This window comes from Methylobacterium komagatae, from assembly GCF_042661665.1.
Taxonomy (GTDB): Bacteria; Pseudomonadota; Alphaproteobacteria; order Rhizobiales; family Beijerinckiaceae; genus Methylobacterium; species Methylobacterium komagatae.
In genome coordinates this window covers 5,032,322-5,056,758 of sequence record NZ_JBHSWN010000001.1, presented here as the reverse complement: position 1 = coordinate 5,056,758, position 24,437 = coordinate 5,032,322, and the positions used below count along the sequence as shown (strand labels likewise).

The following is a 24,437-nucleotide window of genomic DNA, read 5'->3' as shown; positions in this document are numbered from 1 at the left end:
GAAACCGGGCCGGCATTCGTCCTGATATTGGGCTCAGAGGCCCTCAAGCGAGCACCATGAGCAGCACCATGAAGTCCGGTCCCAACGCGGCGGTCCGTATCCTCGGGATCGATCCCGGCCTGCGCCGCACCGGCTGGGGGCTGATCACCGCCCGCGGAACGAGCCTGACTTACCACGATTGCGGCGTCGTCACTTCCGACGGCGAGCTGCCGCTGGCGCTGCGCCTACGCGAATTGTTCGAGGGGCTCACCCGGATCTGCGACGCGCTGCAACCCGACGAGGTCGCCGTGGAGGAAACCTTCGTCAACAAGGACGCGCAGGCGACGCTCAAACTCGGCCATGCCCGCGCCGTCGCGCTTCTGGTTCCTGCACTCGCGGGGAGGCCTGTCTTCGAATACGCGGCCAACCTCATCAAGAAGACCGTGGCGGGCTCCGGCCACGCCGACAAGACGCAGATCCAGGCCATGGTGCGCTTCCTGCTGCCCAAGGCGGAGTTCCGGGTTGCCGATGCGGCCGACGCGCTGGCCATCGCCGTGACCCATGCGAGCCATCGCGAGTCTCATGCCCTCAAGGCTAAGCACCTGCCGGGCCGGGCCCCGCGCAGCCTCTCAGGCGTGGCGCAGGCGGGTCAGACGCTGGAAGGCAAGGGCTACTCAGCCGCCGCCGCGGCCCGGATCGAGGCCGCGCTGGCGAAAGTACGCTGATGGTAGTGAGGTTGGGATCTTGGTGGGGGAAGTAGGACTCGAACCTACGAAGCTTACGCAGCGGATTTACAGTCCGCCCCCTTTGCCGCTCGGGACATTCCCCCAAGGTCGGTGACACCCGCTGGGCGTCCCGCGCCGCCCTTATGGTCAGGGGGTGGCTCCGTGTCAACGCTTCTCGCACGCAACCTGCGCCGTTCTTTTTGAGCCCCTCGAAAACGATGAGAACACCGCGCCCTGGCGCGAAGGCCTGCAGCGGCGGGATCACAGCGAAAGGTTGTGGGCGATCCTAAGATCGATTCCCAGTAGTGCTGAGGCCCTACACACAATCCTTCCGGGAATGCGTCCTATTCATTCGCAAGATCGCCAGACCTCTACTGAGAGCCCAGCCAGGCTGTCATAACAAGTCACGAAAAACGATCATATATTGTTTTAAGTCTTCGAATGGTTGGTTCTATCGTATTGAATCATACGCAGTCTGCTATGAAATACGTCAGTAGTGGGAATATTGCGTATAACCGTATTCTTGCTGCAAAAATCTCTTCGCGAATTCCGAAGTCTCACCTATGTATGAGCCGTGCGAATTCACAGCCTGCTCGAAGATCTCCTGATCGTGATCTGTGTCGGAAGCCTTTTGAGTGGCGTGGTTCTCGCCGCATTGTCCCTGCGGGATCGCGAGCGTTCGTACTTGTTCGAACGATGGAGCGGGATCTGCCTCGTCCTTGGCCTCTGTCTTCTGGGCGTAAGCTTGCGCCTCGCGCGGTGAAGCGCCTGATTGTGGAACGCCATCGCGATGCGACATGTTGTCGGTGCGTTGCGCTTCTCTAGACGCAGCGCAGACGGAGCAGACCTATGAGCCTACTCGGCAACATCGTCAGCAAGATCCTCCATCCGTTCGGTGGGGGAGAGGCGGAGGCGGCGCCATCGGCGACGACGTCCAGCTCGGGCCAGACCAGCACGCCAGCCCCCACCGGCAGCGCGGGTGGCAGCGGCGAGCCGGTGGATGTCGAGGCGGTGCTGACCGGGCTCGCCGAAAAGAACCCGCAGAAGCTCGATTGGCGCCACTCCATCGTGGACCTGATGAAGCTTCTGAACCTCGATTCGGGTCTTGCCTCGCGTAAGCAGCTCGCCGACGAGTTGCACTACACGGGCGACAAGGAGGATTCCGCCTCCATGAACATCTGGCTGCACAAGCAGGTGATGCAAAAGCTCGCCGAGAACGGCGGCAAGGTTCCGGACGACCTGAAGCACTAGGTTAGAAAGCCCTCCCTTGATCCTTGGATCAGGGGAGGGCGCTCTCGTTCAGCGCCCGGTACGGACCCGCGTCCAGAGCCGAGTGATGAAGCGCTGCGTGCGTTCGTCCCAGGCGGTGTTCACCGAGAGGCGCTGCATTGTCGCCTCGTCCGGGTAGATGCCGGGATTGTTCAGGATCTCGGGCTTCACGAAGGCCTTCGCGGCGAGATTGCCGCTGGCATAGGACACGAAGTTCGTGTTCGCCGCCGCCACGTCCGGCCGCATCATGTAGTCGAGGAAGGCCAGCGCCTCGTCCGGATGCGGAGCGTCCTTCGGAATCGCGAAGGAATCGAACCACATCAGCGATCCCTCCTTGGGGACCACGTAGGCGACCTCGACGCCGTTATTGGCCTCGTCGGCGCGTTTCTTTGCCTGAAGCACATCGCCCGAATAGCCGACCGCCATGCAGATATCGCCGTTGGCCAGCGCCTGGATGTACTCCGAAGAGTGAAACTTCCGCACGCTGCCGCGCACCTTGTAGAGTGCGTCGGTGACGAGGGTCATGTCGTCCCAGCGCTTGCTGTCGGCCTTGGCGCCGAAGAAGGGCAGCATGCTGGGGATGAGGTCTTCGGGACTGTCCAGCATCATGAGCCCGCATTCCTTCAGCTTGGCAGCCGAGGACGGGTTGAGCACGACGCTCCATGAGTTAATCGGCACGTTGGGGCCGAGCTTCTCCTTCACCAGCGCGGCGTTGTAGCCGATGCCGGTGGTGCCCCACATGTAATCGATGGCGTAGACGTTGCCGGGATCGTAGCCCGCCAGCCGGGACGTGATGTCCGGCCAGAGGTTGCCGAGGTTCCTCAGCTTCGCCTTATCGAGCGGCCGGAACGCGCCGGCCCGGATGAGACGCTGAAGATACGGCCCCGAGGGCACGACGATGTCGTAGCCCGAGCGCCCGGCGAGCAGCCGCGTCTCCAGGATCTCGTTGTTGTCGTACGTGTCGTAGACGACCTTGATGCCCGTCTCCCGCGTGAAGGCATCGAGCACCTGCGGGTCGATATAGTCCGACCAGTTGTAGATGTTGACGACCTTCTCGGTCGCCGGGCGCGCGGCTCCGGCGAACAGGGCGGTTCCGAGCGCTGCCGCGAGGCAGGCCCCGAGGGCGGCGAGCCGCCCCCGTCCCGGGAGACGGAACGCCACGCTCAGGCCGTCCGAGCGGCGACGACGACGATCTCGACGAGGTATTCCGGCGCGGCGAGCTTGGCCTCCACCGTGGCGCGGGCCGGGGGTTCTCCTTGGAGACCCAAGCATCCCAGGCTGCGTTCATCTCGGAAAAGGTCGCGATGTCGGCAAGGTAGATCGTGGTGGAAAGCAGGTGCTCCTTGTCGGTGCCTGCCGCGGCCAGCAGCCGGTCGATCTGGTCGAGGATGTTCTGGGTCTGCGCCGTGACGCCCATGCCCACCGGCTCATCGGCCACCTGGCCCGCGAGGTAGACGGTATCGCCGTACACCACGCCCTGGGACATCCGCGCCCCGGGCTCGATCCGCCTGATGGCCATGTGCTTGAACTCCGTCCGTTCCACTTGATCCGCCCGAGCGACGAGCTGGGCGGCGCCGTATCTGCCGCCGAGGACGGGTCGGCGTAAAGGGCATTGGCGCTCATCAGTGTCGCAGAAGGGAACCGCCAAAAAAATCAGTGTCTCGATGATGGGATGCGGCAACCCGTTCCAAAATCCAAACGTTTGGAGGGCGTCAGTAGCCCAATGCGGGGAGAAACATGGGCATTCTCGGGACCATCATCATCGGCTTCCTGGCCGGCGTGATCGCAAAGTTCATCATGCCCGGTCCGAATGAGCCTGCGGGCTTCATCATGACCACCATTCTGGGCATCGTCGGCGCCTTCGTCGCGACCTTCATTGGTCAGGCGGTCGGTTGGTACGGACCGAATCAGGGTGCGGGCTTCATCGGCGCCATCGTCGGCGCGGTGATCGTGCTCGCAATCTATGGCTTCGTCGCCAGCCGCCGCACCACGACCTACTAAAACGCTCGCCGCTGCGGGCTTGAGGCGGAGGGGCACCCAATCGGGTGCCCCCTTTTTCGTGCTTAGAACTCGTTCGCCGCGGCCTTCAGCGCGCAGTGGCCGGTGGCCCCGCGCATGGCGAGGCCGACGCCGACCACCAGAGCCGCGAGGCTCAGCCACTTGTTGGGACGCGGCTGCGCCGCCGCAGCCGCGATGCCGAGGCCCAGCGCAACTGAGACGGCCCGCTCCGTGGTGGTCAGGTTCGGCTCACCGCTGAAGATGTCGTGAATCATGTCGTTGGCCATAAGGCTCCTCCGCTTTCCGGGTCGCGGGGCGAACGCGGAGGCAGCCGGGGCGTTCCTTGCGGTGCGGTCGTGGCACGTCCGCAAAAAGAAGCGCGGCCCCATGGGAACCGCGCTTCGTCGTCACGTCAGATCGTGATGGTGAGAGCGATTACTCGCCCGCGTCGCGGCGGCGCTCGCCCCGGTGACGGCCACCCTCGCGGCCCTCGCGGGGTTCACGCGGCTCGTCGCCACGCTCGGCCCGCTCGGCGTCGCGCTGCGCCTTGATCTTGTCGGTGATGTCTTCGCCGGTCTGCTGATCGACGACCTTCATCGACAGGCGGATCTTGCCGCGATCGTCCTGACCAAGGAACTTCACCTTCACCTTGTCGCCTTCCTTGACGACATCCGTCACCTTGGCGACGCGGTTGGCGGCGAGCCCGAGATGTGGACGAGGCCATCCTTGGCGCCGAAGAAGTTCACGAACGCGCCGAACTCCATGCACTTCACGATGGTGCCATCGTAGATCGTGCCGGCCTCGGGCTCCGCGACGATGGAGCGGATCCAGTTATAGGCCGCCTTGATCGCCTTGCCGTCGGACGAGGCGATCTTCACGACGCCCGTATCCTCGATGTTGATCTTGGCGCCGGTCTTCTCGACGATCTCGCGGATCACCTTACCGCCGGTGCCGATCACGTCGCGGATCTTGTCCGTGGGGATCTGCATGGTCTCGATGCGCGGCGCGTACTCGCCGAGCTCCGGACGGGCCGCGGTGAGGGCATTCGCCATCTCGCCAAGGATGTGGGCACGCCCGTCCTTGGCCTGATCGAGAGCGACCCGCATGATCTCTTCGGTGATGCCCGCGATCTTGATGTCCATCTGGAGCGAGGTGATGCCCTCGTCCGTACCGGCCACCTTGAAGTCCATGTCGCCGAGGTGATCCTCGTCGCCCAGGATGTCGGACAGGACCGCAAAGCGCTCACCCTCGAGGATGAGGCCCATGGCGATGCCCGCCACCGGACGGCGCAGCGGCACGCCGGCATCCATCAGCGACAGCGAGCCGCCGCAGACCGACGCCATCGAGGACGAACCGTTGGACTCGGTGATCTCGGACACGACGCGGATCGTGTACGGGAATTCGTGAGCCGGCGGCAGAACCGGACGGATCGCGCGCCAGGCAAGCTTGCCGTGACCGATCTCGCGGCGGCCCGGCGAACCCATGCGGCCGGTCTCACCCACCGAATAGGGAGGGAAGTTGTAGTGAAGCAGGAAGCGCTCCTTGTAGGTGCCTTCCAGCGCGTCGATGAACTGCTCGTCCTCGCCGGTGCCAAGGGTGGCGACCACGAGGGCCTGCGTCTCACCGCGGGTGAAGAGCGAGGAGCCGTGGGCGCGGGGCAGCACGCCGACCTCGGAGAGGATCGGGCGAACGGTCTTCACGTCGCGGCCGTCGATGCGCGAGCCGGTGTCGAGGATGTTCCAGCGAACCACCTTCGACTGGGCCTCCTTGAAAGCGGCCTTGACCTTTTCGGCCGGGAACTTCTCGGCGCCCTCGGCGCAGAGGGCGGCCATCACCTTCGCCTTCACAGCGTCGACGGCGGCGTAACGCTCCTGCTTGACGGTCTTGGTGTAGGCGGAGCGCAGCTCGGCCTCACACACGTCGAGCACGGCCTTCTCGACATCGGCGTTCTCCGGCGGGGAGAAATCGCGCGGCTCCTTGGCGGCCTTCTCGGCAAGGCGGATGATCGCCTCGATGACCGGCTGGAAGTGCTTGTGGCCGAACATCACGGCGCCGAGCATCACGTCTTCCGAGAGCTCCTTGGCCTCGGACTCGACCATCAGAACGGCGTCCTGCGTGCCGGCGACGACGAGGTCGAGAGAGGACTCTTCCTTGGTCTCGGTGACGAGCGGGTTCAGCTTGTAGCCGCCGTTGACGTAGCCCACGCGCGCCGCGCCGATCGGGCCCATGAAGGGCACGCCGGACAGCGTCAGGGCAGCGGAGGCGGCGACCATGGCGACGATGTCGGGATCGTTCTCGAGGTCGTGGGTCAGCACGGTGACCGTGACCTGGGTATCGTTGCGCCAGCCATCCACGAAGAGGGGGCGGATCGGACGATCGATCAGACGGGAGACCAGGGTCTCCTTCTCGGAGGGACGGCCCTCGCGCTTGAAGTAGCCGCCCGGAATGCGGCCGGCGGCATAGGCGCGCTCTTGGTAGTTCACGGTAAGCGGGAGGAAGTCGATCCCGGCCTTGGGCTCCTTGGCGCCCACGACGCAGGCGAGCACCGAGGTCTCGCCATAGGTGGCGACGACGGCGCCGTCGGCCTGCCGGGCGACCTTGCCCGTCTCCAGGACGAGCTTGCGGTCACCCCACATCAGCTCTTCGCGTTGAACGTCGAACATATTGTCTATCCTTGCCTTCATGCGGCGGGCGCGAAACCCGGCACGGCGGGGGCAAGACGACAGGGCGCTTCACGAAGCGCCCTGCGATCCTGCCCCGACTTCATGCCTCGAAGCGGCCCGTGTGGCTTGCCCGAACCCCATGTCCGGACCTGCCGAAAGTGGAACGCGGCCCCGGAGCCCGGAGCCGCGTGAAACCGGTCGAGATTAGCGGCGGATGCCGAGCTTCTCGATGATCGCGCGGTAGCGCGGCTCGTCCTTGCGCTTCAGGTAATCCAGAAGCGAACGGCGCTGGGAAACCAGCTTCAGGAGGCCACGGCGGGAATGGTTGTCCTTGCTGTGGGTCTTGAAGTGGCCGGTCAGGTTGGCGATCCGCTCGGAGAGGATGGCGACCTGCACCTCGGGGGAGCCGGTATCCTTCGCATCCTTGCGGTGCTGCTTGATGAGCGCGGTCTTGCGCTCTGCCGTAATCGACATCGCGTGCCTTTCGGGTGTTTCAGTACAGAAGAGCGCCCTCATAGAGCGCCGATGCCTGCGGAACGGCCTGTGCCGGGATGTCGTCCAGCACGGTCTGCCGCAAGCGGTTCAAGCCCCGCCCGCTTCCGGGTCGAGGCCAGGGCGATCCATACACGAAACCAGGCCGGTTGCCACCCCCGGCGCGGGACTTGCCCCGGCGGCACCGCCACCGGCTTATGGTTGCCGGATACGGGGAAGACACGCGCATGACAGCACCGTCGGGGTCACCGGCAGCCTCTCCCCGAAGCCTTGAACGGGCGCTCACAGCACCGGGCCTCATCTGCATCGGGCTCGGCGGCACGATCGGCGCGGGCATCTTCGTACTCACCGGAACGGCGGCGGCGAATTATGCAGGGCCGGCGCTGATCCTGTCCTTCCTCATCGGCGGGCTGGTCAGCGGCCTCGTGGGTCTGTGCTACGCCGAACTGGCGGCGATGATCCCGGAGGCGGGATCGACCTACGCCTATACCCGCGTGAGTTTCGGCCTGCTCCCGGCCTGGATCATCGGCTGGGATCTCGTCCTCGAATTCGCCTTTGCCGCCGCGACGGTGGCCGCCGGATGGTCCGGCTATGCGCAATCGCTGATGGCCGATTTCGGCTGGCGCCTCCCTACGTCCCTCTCCGCTGCGCCGGGGGCGGGGGCTACGTCGATCTGCCCGCCGTGATCGTGGTGCTCGGTCTGACGGCCCTGCTGACGCGCACCATCCGCGAGGCCTCCGGCGTCAACGCAGCCCTGGTGGCCCTGAAAGTCGCGATCATCATCGCCTTCGTCGGCTTCGGCGCTACGGCGCTGAAGCCGGAGCTGTGGCACCCATTCGTACCGGCAAACACGGGCGAGTTCGGCCAATTCGGCGTAAGCGGAGTCTTCCGCGGCGCGGCCGTGGTGTTCTTCGCTTTCATCGGGTTCGAGACCGTCTCGACGGCGGTGGGCGAGTGTCGCGATCCGCAATCCGATGCACCCAAGGGACTCATCGGGTCGCTGCTCCTCAGCACGGTTCTCTACGTCGCGGTTGCCGCCGTGCTCACCGGCCTCGTGCCCTATCGCGATCTCAACGTGCCGGATCCGATCGCGAAGGCGGTCGACGTGATCGGCTTCCCAAGCTTCGCGCTCATCGTGAAGCTCGGCGCGCTGGTTGGGCTCACCACCTCCACGCTCACCGCCCTCTACGGGCAGGGACGTATCTTCTACTCCATGGCCCGCGACGGGCTGTTGCCCCGCGCCTTCGCACATGTCGATCCCGAGACCCATGCGCCCGCGCGGGGGCAGATCGTCATCGGCCTCGTCACCGCCGCGGTCGCGGGGCTGGTCCCCATCGACGTGCTGGGCGAACTCGTCAGCATCGGAACCCTGCTCGCCTTCGGCCTCGTCTGCGCCAGTGTGCCGATCCTGCGCCGCCTGCAGCCGAAGCGGCACCGGCCATTCCGGGTCCCGGCGGCCGATCTCGTCGCCGGGCTCGGTCTGTTCGCCTGCGCGGTGCTGATGGCCTCGCTGCCCCCGGAAACCTGGCTGCGTCTCGCCGCCTGGACGGGAATCGGCCTCGTGATCTTCTACGGATATGGCCGAAGACGGGCCCTCGCCCTGTCGCGCCCTACCGCAGCGACAGCTTCGCCGCCGCCGCGAGATCCGCCGCATCGGTGAGCCGCAATCCTCGGCGCTTGAGATCGGCGAGCATCGCCCGGTCTGGGAACGGGCAATAGGGCAGCACGTCCGCCATCCGCCCCTCGGGAATCGCACCCGTCGCGGCGATCGTGTCGAGCAATCTGTCGAGCATGGCCCGCCCATGCTCATGTAGCAGGATCGCCGCGCGCGTCGCCGTGACGTCCGCGGGCAGGCGCACCGCCTCCTGATCGAGGATCGCGCCGGCATCGATGGCCGCCGCCAGCTTATGCAGGGTCATCCCGAACGTATCAGGCCCATCGGAGAGGGCATGGATCGTCGGTACCGGGCCTCGATGGCGCGGCAGCAGGCCCGGATGGCCGTTGATGCCGCCGAGCCGGGCCAGTGCGATGGTCGCGGGCTTGAGGATCTGGTCGAAATGGTAGGTGAGGATCAGATCAGGCGCGGCTTGGCGCAGGGCCTCGGCCATTTCTGCCCCGTTCACGTCGTCCACCTTCACCGTGCGGATGCCGAGGCGGCGGCAGAGGGTGGCGATGGGCGTAGTCTCAGGTCTGTCGGCGCTGCCTGCGGCTGCCTGCGTGAAAGGCGCCAGCGGCCGGAGCAGATCCGGCAAGCCGAAATTCACCGCGAGATAGGGCAGGATGCCCGTGCCGGAGCGTCCGAGATGACGCCGCAACTGCCCGGTCAGCCCGCCGTTCGAGGGCCGTTCGGCATTGGACAGGCCGACGAGGACGATCTCGTGCCCCCTATCCGCGATCAGCCGCCGCACGGTCCGGGCGTTCGGCAGGGCTTCGAGGACGAGGAGCGCGATCCGCAAAGCCGTTACCTCTGATTGAACTTGAAGGCCGACAAGCTGACCCGCCGCACCCATTCGGGCAGCAACAGCACGCTCCGCGCCAGGATGGCGAGGGGCAGCGGGAAGGACACCACGTCCCGATCCCGTTCGAGGCCCTTGGCGATGATCGCCGCCGCCTTCTCGGCGCTCATCTCCAGGGGGCGCCATCCCTTCAGATCGCTGCCCATGGGTGTCTTCACGTAGCCCGGCGTCACGACGCTGATGCGCACGCCGAGCGGCCAGACCTTCTGGCGCAAAGCGAGACCATGGGCGACCAAGGCCGCCTTGGCGCCGCTATAGGTCGGCGCGTCGGCGAGCGGCGCATAGGCCGCGAGCGATGACATGAGCGCGATCTGACCGCGGCCGCGGGCGAGCATGAGGCTGAGCGTCGGCAGCATCACATTGAGCGAACCGATGTAATTGATATCGGCTGTCTCGAAGGCGACCTCCTCGGTCTCGACCCGGCCTTCCTTGCCGCCGCCGTTGATCGCCGCGTTGACCACCACGAGGTCCAGAGGCGATCGGGCATCGACCTCGGTAATCAGTCGTTGGATCGCCGCGCGGTCGCGGGTATCGCCACGCGCCACCTCGGCCACGGCGCCCTTGGCGCGGCAATCCTGCGCCACCGCCTCCAGACGGGGCTCGTTGCGCGCCACGAGGATCAGGCGCACCTGCGGCGCGGCGTAATGGCGGGCGAGGGCGGCGCCGATGCCGCTCGACGCCCCGGTGATGAGGATCGTCCTCACCGCGCGTTGCCCGGCCTGCGGCTGGTGATTCCCACCATGATATCGTCGTCCCCTCTTCGGCGCGGCCTCGAGACCCGCCTCGCTTGACGCTGTCCCGGCGATGTGGAAGTCCCCGCGCCGTCGCGGGCCTCGTAGAGTGCTCCCCGCCGGAGGGGAAGCCATTTCGGCCTGGACGGGTCCGGTGCTATGCCCGATGCCGCAGTGATCGGGCGGGACGGCTCGGTCGTCCGGCCTCGCCCGCCGCGCCTTTCGAGGCGCCATCTCCGCCGGTGAAAATGGCTCGGTTGTTCCGGATTGGATGAGTTTCGGATGGAAGGTGGCAAGCTCAAGCGCCTGTGGCCCCGGACACTCTCGGATATCGAGATGCCCGGAGGCCGTCAGGTGCGGCGCCTCGGCAGCGAGCCGGTTTCCCGGCGTGTCGGTCATGCCGACCGCTGGGACGAGGGCTTCCTGCGCCTGCCGGGTGCGCGGACGCAGCGCCCCCTGAGTTCGATCGTGGACGGCCTCGGCATCCATTATGACGCCACGGCCGCCAGCGAACTGGAGACGATGCTGCAGGTCGGCGGCTGGGAGGATGACGACATCCTTGCCCGCGCCGAGGCGGGCATCGCCCTCCTGCGCCAGGCGCGACTCAGCCTCGACAACGATCCCCGTCGCGCCGACCTCGCCACCCTACTCGGCAAAACCGATACCGCGCGGCCCCTCGTCGTGATTATCGATCAGGCGCAGCGCGACCCCACCATCGGCTTCGGCCTCGCCAGCGAGACCGGCTTCTCCACCATGCTCGCGGCCGCCGCCGCCGAGCACCCGAATGCCGACCGGGTGGTGGTGATGGACCCCGCTGCCAAAATGAACGCCGTCGGCCATCTCGACAGGGAAGCCGTCGAGGCGACCGGCGCGCGGCTTATCGCCGAGCCGGTCGAGGCCTGGTCGGTGATCGAGGCGGCGTCACGTCTCTACGTCGTCACGAGCCATATCGGTTTCGAGGCCTCGCTTGCCGGTCGGCCGGTCACCTGCTTCGGCGTGCCCTTCTATGCCGGATGGGGCTTCACCGACGACCGGCTCGATCCGATCCGCCGGACCCGCAGCCGCTCGCCGGTCGAGGTCTTCGCGGCGGTCTACCTGATCTGTTCGCGCTACTTCGAGCCCTATGGCGGCGAGACCTGCCGATTCGAGGAAGCGGCGGCGATCCTTCGCCTGATCGTGGAGGAGCAGCGTGCCAACGCCGCTAGGACGCTCTGCATAGGCTTTGCCGGGTGGAAGCGGCGCTGGCTGTCGCGGGCCCTGGCCTCGCCGGGACAGAGGCCGGCCATCGCCGCGCCCCGCCACGCACCGAAACCCAGCGAGATCGCACGCTACGATCGCGTGGTCGCCTGGGCGAGCCGCGCCCCTTCGGATCTGACCGCCGCCTGTCAGGAGGCGAAGGTGCCGCTCCTGCGGATGGAGGACGGCTTCATCCGCTCCATCGGCCTCGGCGTCGCCCTACGGCCGGGCGCGTCCCACGTCATCGATGCCACCGGCATCTACTACGATGCCACGGGGCCGAGCGATCTCGAAACGCTGCTGGAGGCGGGAGCCTTCCCCGCCGACGTGCTGGAGCGGGCGCAGCGCCTGCGGGGAGCCGTCGTCGAGGCCAAGCTCAGCAAGTACAATGTCGGCGCCGCGCCGATGCCCGCTATGCCGCGACCAGGTAAGGTGGTGCTGGTGGCCGGTCAGGTGGAGAACGACGCCTCGATTCACCTCTGCATGGCGACCGTGACCCGCAATGTCGATCTCCTCAGGCTCGCGCGCCAGCGCCACCCGGATGCAGTGATTGCCTTCAAACCGCATCCCGATGTCGAAGCCGGGCTTCGGCCGGGCCGTGTGCCGCCCGAAGAGCTGTCGTCACTAGCCGATATCGTCCTGCGCGACGTACCGGCCGCCGATGCCATCGCGGCCGCCGACCATGTCGAGACCATCTCGTCGCTGATCGGCTTCGAGGCGCTGCTGCGGGGCCGGAGCGTCACGACCCACGGGCTGCCGTTCTATGCCGGCTGGGGGCTCACCGAGAGCCCGGCCTGCCCCCGCCGCACACGGCGCATCACCCTGGACGAGTTGGTCGCGGGGGCGCTCATCGTCTACCCGCACTATGTCGATCCGCGGACGGGCCTGCCCAGCCCGCCTGAGGTGATCATCCAGCGTCTGTCGGAGGGCGACCCCGGCCTCACGCGGCGCGAGCCGACCGTTGAGGCCGCGATGAAGCAGGTCTGGTCCCTGGCCTCGCGCCACCTGTTGCGGCGGCGCTGAGGCACGAGGACGAAGGCTCAGGCGTTCTGCAGCCTGAAGGCGTGCTCGGGCACCATGGTGTCCTGCGGCGGGCCGTTGCGGCGGGCGCGGTTGCGCATTTCCAGCCACGCGCCCTCGGTGAGATCGAGCCGCGACGCGGTCGCCTGAACGGCAGCGGCAAGGCCCTCCTTGCCGTAATAGACGCCGCGGATCTGGATATGCGCCACGATCGCTCGGACGAAAGCGTGCCAGAGTCCGGACGCGGCGGACGGGCCTCGGTCCAGAAACGGTCGAGGGGGCCTTGGAATGTCATGCCTTCGATGTCGTACACGGCCGTGCCGAGGGTCATCGTCGGCACAGCCACGCGCATCGACCACAAGCCGACCGTGCTGTTCACGGTGATGCAGCCCTGCGAGGCGTCGAGCATGATCGCGAGGTTGCCGCCATCCACGAAATCGACCCGGCCCGACACGCCGTGCTTGGCGGCGGAGCGGCGGACGATCCGCGCCCAATTGCGCATCGCCGGATCGAGCGGATGGGCCTTGATGACGAGGCGCGAATTCGCCGGGGCGTTCTTGGCGAAGGAGGCGACCACGGCATGGATCGGCGCCTTGAAGTCGTAATACGGCGAATAGGCGCGCAGCTGGAAATCGTTCTCCATCTGCAAGGGGAGCACGTAATACGGCGTCTTGTCCGCCTTCAGCTTGGCGACGAAACGATCGACCCTCGGCGCGGTGAACTTGGCCTTCAGAATATGCAGGCCGGTGCCGAGATAGACGAGCGCCGGATGATAGATCTGGTGGGAGCGGTAGAACGGGAACAGGAACCACAGCCAGTTGCTGAACATGTGGTAGGCGATGTCCCACACGATCTGCGTCTTGAAGCTGTCCTTGAAGCGCGGCTCCAGATCCGGCTCCGGCAGGTTCTCGGCCAGCGCCATCACCGCCTCGGGTTCGCGGGGGAAGCAGCTGTCCCCCGACATGCCGTCACGCTCCAGCGTGATCCAATCCGGCCGGAGATAGCCGAAATCCGTCACGGTCACGTTGAGGTTGCGAGCCTTCGCCGCCGCGATCGCGACTTTGTGGTAGAAGCGCTGCTCGCCCAGCAGCATCAGGTCGGTGACGCCCTCGCGGTCGATCAGATCCGCAATGAAGGCGGGCCATTTCTCCCGGCGGCCACGATAGTTGATGGCGCCCGGACGGCGCCAGAACAGCACGTCGCCGACGCAGAGGTTCACGCGCAAGCAACGATGGCCCCGCGCCTCCAATTCGTCCGCCGTATGGGCGAAGTAGGGCGTGATCGGCCCCTGTAGGAACAGGAAGACCTGCCGTCCACCCCGTCCCGCACCGCGCGTGACGGCAGCGTCGTGCGGCGTGGGAGCGTCAGGGGCGGGAGCGGGGATCGCTGTCATGAAAGCCATACCTTCCGAGCGTGCACCGTCGGAGCAGGGCCGGCGCCCATTCGCGCCGAACGCCGCCGCGTTCTCGAGGACTGTCCTGCCGTGGAAAAGGCGGCAGCATCATGGTCGCCCCTCGACGTGACAGTGGGTTATGCCCCCTCTGTTGCCGAAGTGGCACGCAGCCCGACGCCGAAAGATGCGATCCTCGAACCGGCCTCAATTCACCGTTAAGCTGATGGCAGTCTTCCAGCCCCCTTATGGGGCGGCGGGCCGCATCGACGGGCCCGGCACAGCGGATTTCTGAATGATGCGTTTGGGCAAGCTTGCCGTTTCGACGGCCTGCATCGCCACGGTGGCGATGTCGGGCTGCACGCTCCTGCCTGCGGCGGGGCCGACGGCCAATGCGATCCAGGCGGGGGCCGAGGTGCCGGGAACCGGCGGCGGCCTGCTCGCCCGCTACGAGATCATCGACGTCACCCCCGCCGTCATCGAAGCCCTGCGCGGGCGTCCCCTCGACAGCCTGCTCGCCTCCTTCGGCGATCACCGCCCCTCCGCCGAGCCGCTGATCGGGGTCGGCGACATGGTCGCCGTCTCGATCTGGGAGGCCGGGTCCGGCGGCCTGTTCTCCGGCCCGCTCGTGGCCGACCGCTTCTCGGCGGGCTCGAAATCCGCCCTTATCCCCGAGCAGCCGGTGGGCCGCGACGGCGCGATCTCCGTTCCCTATGCCGGGCGCATCCAGGTCGCCGGGCGCAGGCCGCAGGACGTGCAGGCGCTGATCGAGAACGAACTCGCGGGCAAGGCCATCCAGCCGCAGGTGCTCGTCTCGGTCACCAAGCCGATCTCGCAAACGGTCACGGTGACCGGCGAAGCCGTGGCGGGCGCCCGCCTGCCGCTGTCCGGCCATGGCGACCGCCTGCTCGATGTGCTCGCGAGCGCCGGTGGCGTGCGCTCGCCGGTGTCCGAGACCTTCGTGCGGCTGTCGCGCGGGCCGGTGACGGCCACGGTACCGCTGACGACGGTGGTGTCGAACCCGAAGGAGAACATCTTCCTTCGGCCGAGCGACGTGCTGACGCTGGTGCGCGACCCGCAGACCTTCCTGGCGGTGGGTGCGCTCGGCAATGCGACGGAGCTGCCGTTCCAGGCGGACGGCATCACCCTGGCGCAGGCGCTGGCCAAGGCGCGCGGCCTGTCGGACTTCCAGGCCGATCCGGCGGGCACCTTCATCTTCCGGTTCGAACCTGCGGCCATCGTGCGCCGCCTCGCGCCGGGCTCGAAGCTGACGGGCACGCCGCTGGTGCCGGTGGTGTACCGGATCGACATGCGCGACCCGAACAGCCTGTTCACCGCGCAGGCGTTCCGCATGCGCAACCGCGATCTGGTCTACGTCTCGAACGCGCCGTTCACCGAGATCCAGAAGGTGCTGGGCGTGTTCTCCACCATCACGGGCCCTGTCGCCTCGGCGGCGGCCGTGTACAGCACCGCACGGTAGTAGCGAACTCACGAAAATGGGGCGCGGACCTCACGGTCCGCGCCCTTATCTATTTCCCGTCAGACGTTCGTCAGCGCTTGGCGAGCAACTGCTCGATCAGCGAGCCGCCCTTGTCGATCGCCGCGATCTCCTCGGCCACCGCGTTGACAGTGTCGGTGATCTGCTCCGGCGTATGCTCCGAGGTCAGGAAGAAGCGCAAACGCGAACTCCGCTCCGGCACGGCCGGGTGGATGATCGGCTGCACGTTGATCCCGCGCCGGAACAACCGGTCCGACAGGGTCACAGCCTTGAGGGAATCGCCCACGATGACCGGGATCACCGCGAGGCCGAGGCTGAAGCCCGTATCGAGCCCGAGCTTGCGCGCCGTGGTGAGGAACAGATTGCCGTTCTGCCGAAGACGCTCGACCCGCTCCGGCTCTGCCTGCATCACCGCCAGGGCGGCCTCCGCCGCCGCCGCGAGGGGTGGGGACATGCCGACGCTGTAGACGAAGCCGCCTGCCGAGTGTTTGAGATACTCGATCAGCGCGATCGGGCCGCAGATGTAGCCGCCACAGGCCGACAGGGTCTTGGACAGGGTGCCCATCCAGATGTCGACCTCCTTGGGGTCGACACCGCAATACTCGAAGAGCCCCGCGCCCGTGCGGCCGGTGACGCCGAGGCCATGGGCCTCATCCACCATCAGCCATGCATCGTAACGCTTCTTAAGAGCGACGAAGCCCGCGAGGTCCGGCGCATCGCCGTCCATGCTGTAGAGGCCCTCGACCACGATCAGAGCGCGGCGATGCTCGTGGCGCGTCGCCTGGAGGAGGTTCTCCAAAGCGTCGAGGTCATTGTGGGCGAAGGAACGGCGCTGCGCCCCGGACAGCTGGACGCCTGTGACGATGCTGTTGTGCGAGAGCGCATCGTGGAACACCACGTCGCCCGGCTCCAGTAGGGCGCCGATGGTCGTGACGTTCGTGGCGTGCCCGCTCACCATCACCACGCACCCTTCGGTGCGATAATGGGCGGCAAGCGCCTGTTCCAGGCTGATATGGCCGGGCCGCTCGCCCGCCACCACGCGGCTCGCGGAAGCCGAGGTACCGTAGGCCTCCATGGCCTCGCGAGCGGCGCCGCTGACCTTGGGGTGCCCGTTGAGGCCGAGGTAATCGTAGGACGAGAAGTTCGTGAAGATCTTCTGGTCGATCCGCGTCGTGGCGCCCGCCTTCGCGTCGTGGACGCGGAAGAACGGGTTGCCGAGGCCGATCAGCTCTGCGCCCGAGCGCTGAAGCTTCAGCTCGCGGTAGCCCGGGAGGTTCTCGAAGTTCTGCGCCGCGCTGATGCGCGACGCCTCTGGCGCCTTCGCCGGGGCAGGCCGGGGTGTCGCCCGCCCGAGGCGGTTCGTCACGAAGCCGGCCAGGGCCGCCCGCCCGCCGTCGGGCCGCGCCGATTGCGTCATCGCTGTGTCTCTTTGCTCTCGTTCTCGCGCGCCTCGATGAGATCGCGGAGCGGGCCGACCACGCTCGCACTCACCTCACCGCCGATATGCTTGGCCATGAGGCTCATCGCGACGCCCGCCGTGTCGTCCATGGGCGCGGAAACCGCCTGAATTAAGGACTCCGAGAGTTCATTGACCGTCATGCCCGCCGAAAGGCCCGCAGGCGGCGATTCGAGGCCGAACCGCTCCTGGAGGCTGGCGCCGAGCTCGACGCCCATGAGCGAGTCGAGACCGATCTCCGAGAGCTGCCGCACCCGGCTGATATCGTCCTTCGGCAGACGAAGGATTCGGGCGATGTCATCGACGATCGCATCCGACACGGTCTTGCGCACCGAGTCGATGTCGGAGGCCTTCAGCAGCCCCGCGATGTTGATCGTCTGGACCGAGCCGGATTCCGCCTGCTGGTCCGAGCCGAGTTCGGCGTAGCTCGGGGAGCGCATGGTGGCGAGCCGCTCGCGCGCCTTGCCCCAATGCATCGCCGCGATGGCGACCACGGCTTCGTCCGGCGCGGTGCCCTGGTTCGACAGGGCGTCGGTCATCAGGTCGAGGCAGCGGCGGGCCTCCATCGGCGTCACGCCGACGCGCCCGGCCAGGGTTTCCATCACGGCCTTGTTGCGGGCGAGCATGCCCACATCGCCGATGGCGCCCCAGGCGACGGCCAAGGCCGGAAGCCCCTTGCGGCGGCGCTGGCGCGCAAGGCCTTCCATGAAGCCGTTGGCGGCGACATAGGAGCCCTGGCCCGGATTGCCGATGAAGGTCGTGGCCGAGGAGAACAGAACGAAGTAGTCGAGCGACCGGTCGCGGGTCGCCGCATCGAGATGCTGCGCGCCGACCACCTTGGGACCGATCACCGCGTCCAGGGCCGAGACTTCCAGGTTGGCGATGAGTCCATCCTGAAGCACAGCCGCCGCGTGGATCACGCCCGCCAGCTTGCGTCCGCCGCGCTCGATCTCCGAGAGCATCCGGTCCACAGCCGAGCGGTTGGTGATGTCCACCGCCTTGGCCTCGACCTTCACCCCGCGCTCGGACAGTTCGCCAAGCAGCGCCTTCGCTTCGTCGGTCGTCGCGCCCTTACGGCCGGACAGGACGATGTGCTTCGCGCCGCGATCCGCAAGCCAGCGCGCCGCCTCCAGGCCGAAGCCGCCGAGGCCACCCGTGACGAGGTGCACGCCGTCAGCCGACACCACGAAGGGCTTGGCGACGTCCTTGAGCACCGTGCCCGGCTTGGGCGGGCTGATCACGATCTTACCGATGTGACCAGATTGCTGCATTAGCCGGAACGCGTCCGAGGTCTCGGCCGCCGTGAACGGCTGGTAGGGCAGGGGCTTCAGGCCACCGTCGTTGAACAGCGCCATCACCTCGCGGAACATCCGCGCGCCGTCGTCGCCCTGATGCTGGATTACCTGATCGAGATCGACGCCGAAATAGCTGAGGTTCCGCCGGAACGGCCTCAAGCCGATATGGGTGTTGGCGACGTAATCGCGCTTGCCCAGTTCGACGAACCGCCCGAAGGGACGAAGCGCGTTGAGGGAGCGCTCCATCGCCTCGCCGAACAGACTGTTCAGCACGATGTCGACGCCGTCGCCGGTGATCGCGCGGACATCGTCCACGAAGGCCAGCGAGCGGGAATCGAGCACATGCTCGGCGCCGAGCGCCTTCACCAGGGCACGCTTTTCACGCGAGCCCGCGGTGGCGATGACGCGAGCGCCCTTGAGCTTGGCGATCTGCAGCGCGGCGAGGCCGACACCGCCCGCGCCGCCATGGACCAGCACCCACTCGCCGCGCCGCATCCGGGCACAGGAAACCAGGGCGTAATAGGCGGTGAGGAAGGCCACGGGCACCGTCGCTGCCGCCATCGGATCGACGCCCTGCGGCATCGGCGCGACGACGAGGTCGGGCACCACGATATGCGTCGAGAAGCCGGACTGGGCGAAGGCGACGACGGCATCGCCGACCTTGAAACCCTTCACGCCCGGACCCACCGCCGTGACGCGGCCCGCGCATTCGAGACCTAGGCGGGGACCGGCGAAGCCGTCCTCCAGGATCTCCTCCGGCAGCATCGAGAGCGCCCAGAGAACATCGCGGAAGTTGAGGCCGGTGGCATCGACGGCGATTTCCAGTTCGCCCTTGCCCGGCGCAACCCGCTCGGCGGGCCCCCAGACCATCTCGTTCAGGCCACCGGTGTTGCTCCGCTCCAGGCGCGCGGCCTCGGCGGGCACGCGATCCACCGGATCGCTGTGACGCGGCCTGCCGGCATGGAAGCGCACGACCTGCGTGCTCTCGTCATCGAGCACGATCTCGGTCTCCGGCGTGCCGGAAAGGATGAGGTCGCGCAGCCGCTCGGAGGCGCGCTTCGAGGACATCTCGGGAGAGAGGTCGATGCGGCGAATATCGAGGTTCGGCACCTCGTTGGCCAGGGTGCGGGTGAAGGCCCATACGCCCGCCTCGACGTTGGTCATCTGGCCGCCGCGGTCGCGGGTGGCGCCCGGCGACACGACCCAGAGACAGGTCTGGCGGGCACCGAGATGCTCGACACACCGCTTCAGGCTCATGCACCGGTCGCGCAGCCGCTCGGCTGCCTCGCCGCCGCGGGAGAAGGCACCGGCGAGGAAGACCACCGTATCCGGGGTCTCCTTCTCCAGCTCCATCAGCGACGTCTCGGAATCGAGGATGATCGAGACGTGGACCCCGCCCGCGACCAGCAGGGTCGCCAGCGACGAGGCGGTCTCGGCGGCGAAATCGTCGTCCGAACCGATGATGAAGGCGAAGCTCTGGGCCGCAGCCGGGGTCGGCCGGACGGGCGCTTCCGCCACCAGAAGAAGGTCGTCGCCGTTGCCCGAGATAGCGCGATCGACGGAGACCGAGACGAGGCCTGCCGCGCTGAGCGTACGCTGCCAGCCGCCGATATCGTCGAGCCGCCCGATGGGCAGACCGCCCATCCCGTCCTCAAACCAATCCGGCGTGAGACCAAAGACGAGGTCGCGGAACAGGGAGATGCCGGGCTCCACGGCGACCATCAAGCCGCCCGTCGCCAGGGCGGCGGAGAGATCGCCGACGAGGCCGCGCTCGCCACGGTGCAGGCTGCCCGCGCCGACGATCAGGTCGAAGCCGCCCGCGGGGAGCTCATCCGACGCTTCCACGAGGGTCGCGGCGAGGCCGAAGGAGAGGCGGGCTCGCTCGGCCAAGCGCCGATCGGTCTCGAGGATGGTGAAGCGTGCGTGCGCTTGGCCCGTGAAGGCCGCGACCTGGGCAGAAAGCGGGCCGTAGCCGACCTGAAGCACGCGCAGGGCGCGTTCCTTCGGCATCTGGGCCAGAGCGCCGTCGAGGAGGCTCGCCAGGGCCGCCGCCGAATGGCGCGACGTGGCCGAACGCATGACGAAGGCGTCGATGGCGCTCTGCGGCAGGTTCGGAACGTCGGTAACGTCGCCCGCCAGAATGCGGTCGACGGTGGATCCGACATCCGCGATCAGGACCAGCTCAGCCGAAAGATCGGGATGGTCCGACGCAATCCAGCGCATGATCTCGTCGGGCGCGGGCAGGGCCGAGCCATCGCCCAGGCGCCACGCGTCGTTCTCGTGCTCGGCAAGGCCGCTGCTCTCCAGCGCGTATAGCGCGTTGACGAGCCACGGGCGGAGCGCCGCGGGCAGGCGAGAATCGGTAAGGGCGACGACACCCGTGTTCCGCGACAGACCTTGCGCAAGACGGAAGGCGAGGGAGGTCGCCCAGCCTTCGAGCAGGAGATGACCCGGCGAGAGCGCGGCATCGGCCGGACCCTTCGCCTGTTGCGTCAACGGCCGAAGGCGCGCGGCCACGCTCGGGCGGCGCTCCATCGGGATCGCCGTCGGCTCGGTGGCAAGTTCGGAGACCTGGCTGATCGCGTAGGCGGCGAGTTCGTCGCCACCCTTGCTGCGCAGCGCCTGGAACCGGCCTTCGCGGATCGTGGCGATCACCTCGCCGTCCGCATCGAGCAGGGTGAAATCGGCCAGAATCGACCGCTCGTTGCAGCGGCGCGTGCGGATCACCGAACGGGCAATGGAGGCGCCCGGCTTCACGAGGCGAATCTCGCCGAAGCGCACCGGAATGTAGGCCTTGCCCGCCCCCTCACCGAGGAGGTCGGCGAAGAGCAGAATCAGGCCGTGGAAACAGGCATCGAGCCGCGATGGGACAAGGGCGTAGCGCGGATCGGCCTCGGCGGGCACAAGATCCGAGACGATGGTCGCCTCGTCCACGCGGGCCGACAGAGCGACCTGACGGAAGCTCGGGCCGAAGCCCAGACCAGCCGCCTTCGCACGGGCATAGAGCGCCTCGCCGGACAAGACGTGATCGCCAGCGCTGTCGAAGTCGAAGCCATCGAGATCAGGCTTGCGCGGGGCCGAGAACTCGCCCTCTACCACCTTCGCCTGGGCGTGGAGCTGCCAGGGCGTCTGCGTGAGACGCGGACGGCTCAGAACCTGAATGCCGTTGCCGCTTCCCGATAGGCGAACCATCACCTCGCGCAGGGCATCCTCCGCGAAGATCATCGGCGCGACGATTTCGAACTCCGAGAGGACGACGGACTCGTCCTTTAAGGCGGCCTGCGCGGCCGACAGAGCCATCTCCACGAAGCCCGCACCAGGCATGATCACCTGCCCCTCGACGCGGTGATCCTCGAGTTCGGGCACGGTCTCGGGATCGACGTAGCCGTGCCATTCCAGCCCGTCCGACTCCGTGCGGGAGCCGATTAGCGGGTGGTAGGGGCGGGGGCTGAGGGCGCCCACGCTCTCGGTCGTGTCGTTCAGGCGGAACGGGCGGCGCTGCCACGGATAGGTCGGCAGGGGCACGTCGCCGCGCGGCACGGAGCCGAACAGCTTGTCCTCGTCCACCGCCGCGCCGAGCACGAGGGCTGCGTTCACAGCCTTGGCGATGGGGTCCGCGTTCGACGTCTTGCGGTGCATGACGCCGACGGTCGCGATCTCGATACCGAGCGGTTCGACAGAGTCACCGACATGCGACATGAGGGTCGCGCGCGGGCCGACCTCCACGAACACGCGGGCTCCCTGACGGGTCGCTTCCTGCACGGCGTCGCTGAAGCGCACCGGCTCGCGGATGTTGCGCCACCAGTAATTTGGCCCGAAATTCGACCCATCCAGCGCAGCGCCGGTGACGGTGGACATCATCGTCACCACGCCCGATTGCGGGCGCAGGCCCCGAGGTCGCGAAGCAGCGGCTTCTCGGTCGGGTCCATAAGCCTTCCGTGGAAGGCATAGGCGAGGTCGAGCTTGCGGCCACGACGGCGCTTGCGCGACAGCGCCTTGAGAGCGGCGTCGATATCGGCCACCGGCCCGGCTACCGTCACGGCCTTCGGGCTGTTGGTCGCGGCAAGGTCGAGGCTCGGGAAATCCTTGAGGAAGGCCGGAACCTCCTCCACCGGCATCAGCAACACCGCCATGGTGCCCTGGCCGTGCGTCGTCTCCTGATGATGGCTGCGGTAGTAGATGACCTTGACCGCATCCTCGAGCGTCAGGATCCCGGCGGCCTCGGCCGCTGCGATCTCACCGACGCTGTGGCCCAGCACGTAGCTCGGCATCAGGCCCTTGGCCCGCAGGGACGCGGTAGAGGCGCTCTCGATGGCGAAGATCAGCGGCTGCGAGACGCTCGTGAGGACCAGACGCTCGTCGAGATCCTCGGCGTAAAGCGCGTCCTTCAGGGACCAATCGGCATAGGTTTGGAACAGGCCATCGATCTTGTCGAAGGCGGCCCGGAAATCGGAATTCGCTCGTAGGCCTCGCGGCCCATGCCTGCCCATTGGCTGCCGTTTCCGGAATAGACGAAGGCCACCTCGGCGGCGCGGTCCACGGCGGTGCCGGTATGGGCCGCCTCGGAATCCTCGCCTTCGCCGATCGCGCGCAGGGCGGTGGCCACATCGGTCGCGCTGTCGAGGGAGATGGCGAGGCGCGCGGACATCCGCTCGCGGCGATGGGCGACGGCGGCAGCGACCTCGGCGATGGCCTCGGGCTCGGCCTCGAATCGCTCGGCATAGTCCAGAGCGAGTTCGTTCAGGGCAGCGCGGGTTTGCGCCGAGATCATCAAAACCTGCGGTGCCCGGTCGTCCGCAGCTTTGGCGGCCGGAACCGGATCGGCATCGGTGATGACGACGTGGGCGTTCGTGCCACCGAAGCCAAAGGAGTTGACGCCCGCGAAACGCTGGCGGCTGCCACGGGTGATCGGCAGGCCCTGGCGCACGACCTGCAGGTTCAGCTTGTCGAACGGAATCTCTGGGTTGAGCTCGGCCGCATGCAACGAGGGCGGAACGAGGTTGTGCTCAAGGGCAAGCGTCGCCTTCATCAGGCCCGCGAGGCCCGAGACCGGCTCGGTATGGCCGATATTGGTCTTGATGGAGCCCATCGGCAGCGGGGCGCTGCGGCCCTGGCCGAGCTTGGTGCCGATGGCGGACGCCTCGATCGGGTCGCCGACCGGAGTGCCGGTGCCGTGAGCCTCCATGAAGGCGAGGTCGTCCACCGCGATCTCCGCCTCGCGGTAGACCTTTTCCAGCAAGGCCGCCTGGGCATAGCCGGAGGGAAGTGAGATGCCGGTCGTGCGCCCGTCCGAGTTCACACCCGAGGCTGCCACGACCGCGCGCACGGTCGCGCCGTTGCGGCGCGCCGCCTCAGCGGATTGCAGCACCATCACCACACCGCCCTCGGAACGGACGTAGCCGTCCGCGTTCTTCGAGAACGCCTGGCACAGGCCCGTGCGCGAGAGCATCTGCGCGGCCGAGAAGCAGATGAAGTTGAACGGGCTCGCCAGCACGTTCACGCCCGCGACGACGGCGGTGTCGATCCGGCCGGACTGGATCGCTTGAATCGCGTTGTCGAAGGCGACGAGGGAGGACGAGCAGGCCGTGTCGACCGTGAAGCTCGGACCTTTCAGGTCGTAGATGTAGGAGATGCGGTTCGAGAGGATCGAGAGCGTGTTGCCGGTGGCCGTGTAGGCGTCGCCCGAGGGCGCATCCATGATGCGCAGGTTGCCGTGGTCGAGGGACGAGGCACCGACGAATACGCCGATCTGGCTGCCAGCCACGGCCGATGGCCGCAGGCCCGCATCCTCAAGGGCTTCCCAGGTCAACTCCAGCAGCATGCGCTGCTGCGGGTCCATCTGCTCGGCCTCGCGGGGCGAGATGCCGAACACGGTCGGATCGAAGGACCAGACGTCGTCCAGCGCGCCCGCCGCGAAGGTGTAGCTCTTCCCGCGCTCGTGGGCGCGGGGGTGCAGGAACCGCTCCAGGGAGAAGCGATCCGAAGGCAGGGTGCTGACCGCGCAGCGGCCCTCCGAAAGGAGCTGCCACAGCCCTCCGACGCTCGGCGCTCCGGGGAGTCGGCAGGCGCGTCCGACGATCGCGATGTCTGTGCGTTGTGTCACGTTCGGGTCGCGGGCGCTCGTGAGTGGGTGGCTCGGCTCTCGGCGAGTGAGGACCATCTGGTCCCT

13 protein-coding genes, 1 tRNA gene and 4 pseudogenes are annotated in these 24,437 nt (G+C 67.4%); 6 read left to right on the top strand and 12 right to left on the bottom strand.

Annotated features, from left to right (window positions below; translation table 11 throughout):
- Positions 1 to 68 precede the first annotated feature (68 nt).
- Positions 69 to 704 (top strand): crossover junction endodeoxyribonuclease RuvC, encoded by a 636-nt coding sequence (gene ruvC, locus ACFQE0_RS24870; RefSeq protein WP_378975687.1) that lies wholly within the window; start codon positions 69 to 71, stop codon positions 702 to 704.
- A 20-nt stretch (positions 705 to 724) separates the two neighbouring features.
- Here ruvC and ACFQE0_RS24865 read toward each other — a convergent pair.
- Positions 725 to 808: transfer RNA gene (locus ACFQE0_RS24865), tRNA-Tyr, on the bottom strand.
- A gap of 386 nt (positions 809 to 1,194) precedes the next feature.
- Positions 1,195 to 1,503 (bottom strand): hypothetical protein, encoded by a 309-nt coding sequence (locus ACFQE0_RS24860; RefSeq protein ID WP_378974429.1) that lies wholly within the window; start codon positions 1,501 to 1,503, stop codon positions 1,195 to 1,197.
- Positions 1,504 to 1,553: 50 nt separating this feature from the next.
- Here ACFQE0_RS24860 and ACFQE0_RS24855 point away from each other — a divergent pair, with 50 nt between their 5' ends.
- The gene (locus tag ACFQE0_RS24855; RefSeq protein ID WP_378974427.1) at positions 1,554 to 1,955 is read left to right on the top strand and encodes a DUF3597 domain-containing protein; all 402 of its coding nucleotides are present in this window, start codon (positions 1,554 to 1,556) and stop codon (positions 1,953 to 1,955) included.
- 48 nt (positions 1,956 to 2,003) lie between these two features.
- Here the strand turns inward: ACFQE0_RS24855 and ACFQE0_RS24850 are convergent, their stop codons facing one another.
- Positions 2,004 to 3,134 carry a polyamine ABC transporter substrate-binding protein gene (locus tag ACFQE0_RS24850; RefSeq protein WP_378974424.1) on the bottom strand — a complete coding sequence of 377 codons (1,131 nt, stop codon included), beginning with the start codon at positions 3,132 to 3,134 and terminating at the stop codon, positions 2,004 to 2,006.
- 2 nt (positions 3,135 to 3,136) lie between these two features.
- Positions 3,137 to 3,492 (bottom strand): annotated as a pseudogene (locus ACFQE0_RS24845) (RidA family protein).
- Between the two features lie 218 nt (positions 3,493 to 3,710).
- On the opposite strand from ACFQE0_RS24845, the gene ACFQE0_RS24840 reads away from it, so the two are divergent.
- Positions 3,711 to 3,974 carry a GlsB/YeaQ/YmgE family stress response membrane protein gene (locus ACFQE0_RS24840; protein ID WP_378974422.1) on the top strand — a complete coding sequence of 88 codons (264 nt, stop codon included), beginning with the start codon at positions 3,711 to 3,713 and terminating at the stop codon, positions 3,972 to 3,974.
- 62 nt (positions 3,975 to 4,036) lie between these two features.
- Here ACFQE0_RS24840 and ACFQE0_RS24835 read toward each other — a convergent pair whose 3' ends face one another.
- From ACFQE0_RS24835 to rpsO, 3 genes and pseudogenes are all read right to left on the bottom strand, one after another.
- Positions 4,037 to 4,258: a YgaP-like transmembrane domain gene (locus ACFQE0_RS24835; RefSeq protein ID WP_378974419.1), complete on the bottom strand. Its 222-nt coding sequence runs from the start codon at positions 4,256 to 4,258 to the stop codon at positions 4,037 to 4,039.
- A 148-nt stretch (positions 4,259 to 4,406) separates the two neighbouring features.
- Positions 4,407 to 6,634 (bottom strand): annotated as a pseudogene (gene pnp / locus ACFQE0_RS24830) (polyribonucleotide nucleotidyltransferase).
- Positions 6,635 to 6,838: 204 nt separating this feature from the next.
- Complete coding sequence (gene rpsO / locus ACFQE0_RS24825; RefSeq protein ID WP_378974417.1) at positions 6,839 to 7,108, bottom strand: 30S ribosomal protein S15; 270 nt, start codon at positions 7,106 to 7,108, stop codon at positions 6,839 to 6,841.
- A 245-nt stretch (positions 7,109 to 7,353) separates the two neighbouring features.
- Between rpsO and ACFQE0_RS24820 the strand changes: the two are divergent.
- A pseudogene (locus ACFQE0_RS24820) lies at positions 7,354 to 8,786 on the top strand (APC family permease).
- Here ACFQE0_RS24820 and ACFQE0_RS24815 read toward each other — a convergent pair.
- Positions 8,737 to 9,636, bottom strand: coding sequence for a formyltransferase family protein (locus ACFQE0_RS24815; RefSeq protein ID WP_378974414.1), 900 nt, complete (start codon positions 9,634 to 9,636; stop codon positions 8,737 to 8,739). The pseudogene ACFQE0_RS24820 and the gene ACFQE0_RS24815 overlap by 50 nt on opposite strands.
- Positions 9,588 to 10,346: an SDR family NAD(P)-dependent oxidoreductase gene (locus ACFQE0_RS24810; protein ID WP_378974412.1), complete on the bottom strand. Its 759-nt coding sequence runs from the start codon at positions 10,344 to 10,346 to the stop codon at positions 9,588 to 9,590. The genes ACFQE0_RS24815 and ACFQE0_RS24810 overlap by 49 nt, the downstream gene beginning before the upstream one ends.
- A gap of 309 nt (positions 10,347 to 10,655) precedes the next feature.
- Between ACFQE0_RS24810 and ACFQE0_RS24805 the strand changes: the two genes are divergently transcribed.
- The gene (locus ACFQE0_RS24805) at positions 10,656 to 12,632 is read left to right on the top strand and encodes a capsular polysaccharide biosynthesis protein (protein WP_378974409.1); all 1,977 of its coding nucleotides are present in this window, start codon (positions 10,656 to 10,658) and stop codon (positions 12,630 to 12,632) included.
- Here ACFQE0_RS24805 and ACFQE0_RS24800 read toward each other — a convergent pair.
- Complete coding sequence (locus ACFQE0_RS24800) at positions 12,550 to 14,022, bottom strand: capsule biosynthesis protein (protein ID WP_378974408.1); 1,473 nt, start codon at positions 14,020 to 14,022, stop codon at positions 12,550 to 12,552. The two genes, ACFQE0_RS24805 and ACFQE0_RS24800, sit on opposite strands and share 83 nt — an antisense overlap.
- Positions 14,023 to 14,314: 292 nt before the next feature.
- Here ACFQE0_RS24800 and ACFQE0_RS24795 point away from each other — a divergent pair, with 292 nt between their 5' ends.
- Entirely contained in the window at positions 14,315 to 15,499 is a 1,185-nt protein-coding gene (locus tag ACFQE0_RS24795; RefSeq protein WP_378974405.1) for a polysaccharide biosynthesis/export family protein, read from the top strand.
- A 70-nt stretch (positions 15,500 to 15,569) separates the two neighbouring features.
- On the opposite strand, the gene ACFQE0_RS24790 is transcribed toward ACFQE0_RS24795, so the two are convergent.
- Positions 15,570 to 16,934, bottom strand: coding sequence for an aminotransferase class I/II-fold pyridoxal phosphate-dependent enzyme (locus ACFQE0_RS24790; protein ID WP_378974403.1), 1,365 nt, complete (start codon positions 16,932 to 16,934; stop codon positions 15,570 to 15,572).
- Positions 16,931 to 24,428, bottom strand: a pseudogene (locus ACFQE0_RS24785) (SDR family NAD(P)-dependent oxidoreductase). The gene ACFQE0_RS24790 and the pseudogene ACFQE0_RS24785 overlap by 4 nt, the downstream one beginning before the upstream one ends.
- Positions 24,429 to 24,437: the final 9 nt, after the last annotated feature.

Bases quoted from the DNA above. Each gene is read 5' to 3' on its own strand.
- ACFQE0_RS24815 (WP_378974414.1), bottom strand. From the start codon at position 9,636: ATGGGTGCGGCGGGTCAGCTTGTCGGCCTTCAAGTTCAATCAGAGGTA.
- ACFQE0_RS24840 (WP_378974422.1), top strand. From the start codon at position 3,711: ATGGGCATTCTCGGGACCATCATCATCGGCTTCCTGGCCGGCGTGATC.
- ACFQE0_RS24835 (WP_378974419.1), bottom strand. From the start codon at position 4,258: ATGGCCAACGACATGATTCACGACATCTTCAGCGGTGAGCCGAACCTG.
- ACFQE0_RS24795 (WP_378974405.1), top strand. From the start codon at position 14,315: ATGATGCGTTTGGGCAAGCTTGCCGTTTCGACGGCCTGCATCGCCACG.
- ACFQE0_RS24800 (WP_378974408.1), bottom strand. From the start codon at position 14,022: ATGACAGCGATCCCCGCTCCCGCCCCTGACGCTCCCACGCCGCACGAC.
- ACFQE0_RS24790 (WP_378974403.1), bottom strand. From the start codon at position 16,934: ATGACGCAATCGGCGCGGCCCGACGGCGGGCGGGCGGCCCTGGCCGGC.
- ACFQE0_RS24855 (WP_378974427.1), top strand. From the start codon at position 1,554: ATGAGCCTACTCGGCAACATCGTCAGCAAGATCCTCCATCCGTTCGGT.
- ACFQE0_RS24860 (WP_378974429.1), bottom strand. From the start codon at position 1,503: ATGTCGCATCGCGATGGCGTTCCACAATCAGGCGCTTCACCGCGCGAG.
- ruvC (WP_378975687.1), top strand. From the start codon at position 69: ATGAAGTCCGGTCCCAACGCGGCGGTCCGTATCCTCGGGATCGATCCC.
- rpsO (WP_378974417.1), bottom strand. From the start codon at position 7,108: ATGTCGATTACGGCAGAGCGCAAGACCGCGCTCATCAAGCAGCACCGC.
- ACFQE0_RS24805 (WP_378974409.1), top strand. From the start codon at position 10,656: ATGGAAGGTGGCAAGCTCAAGCGCCTGTGGCCCCGGACACTCTCGGAT.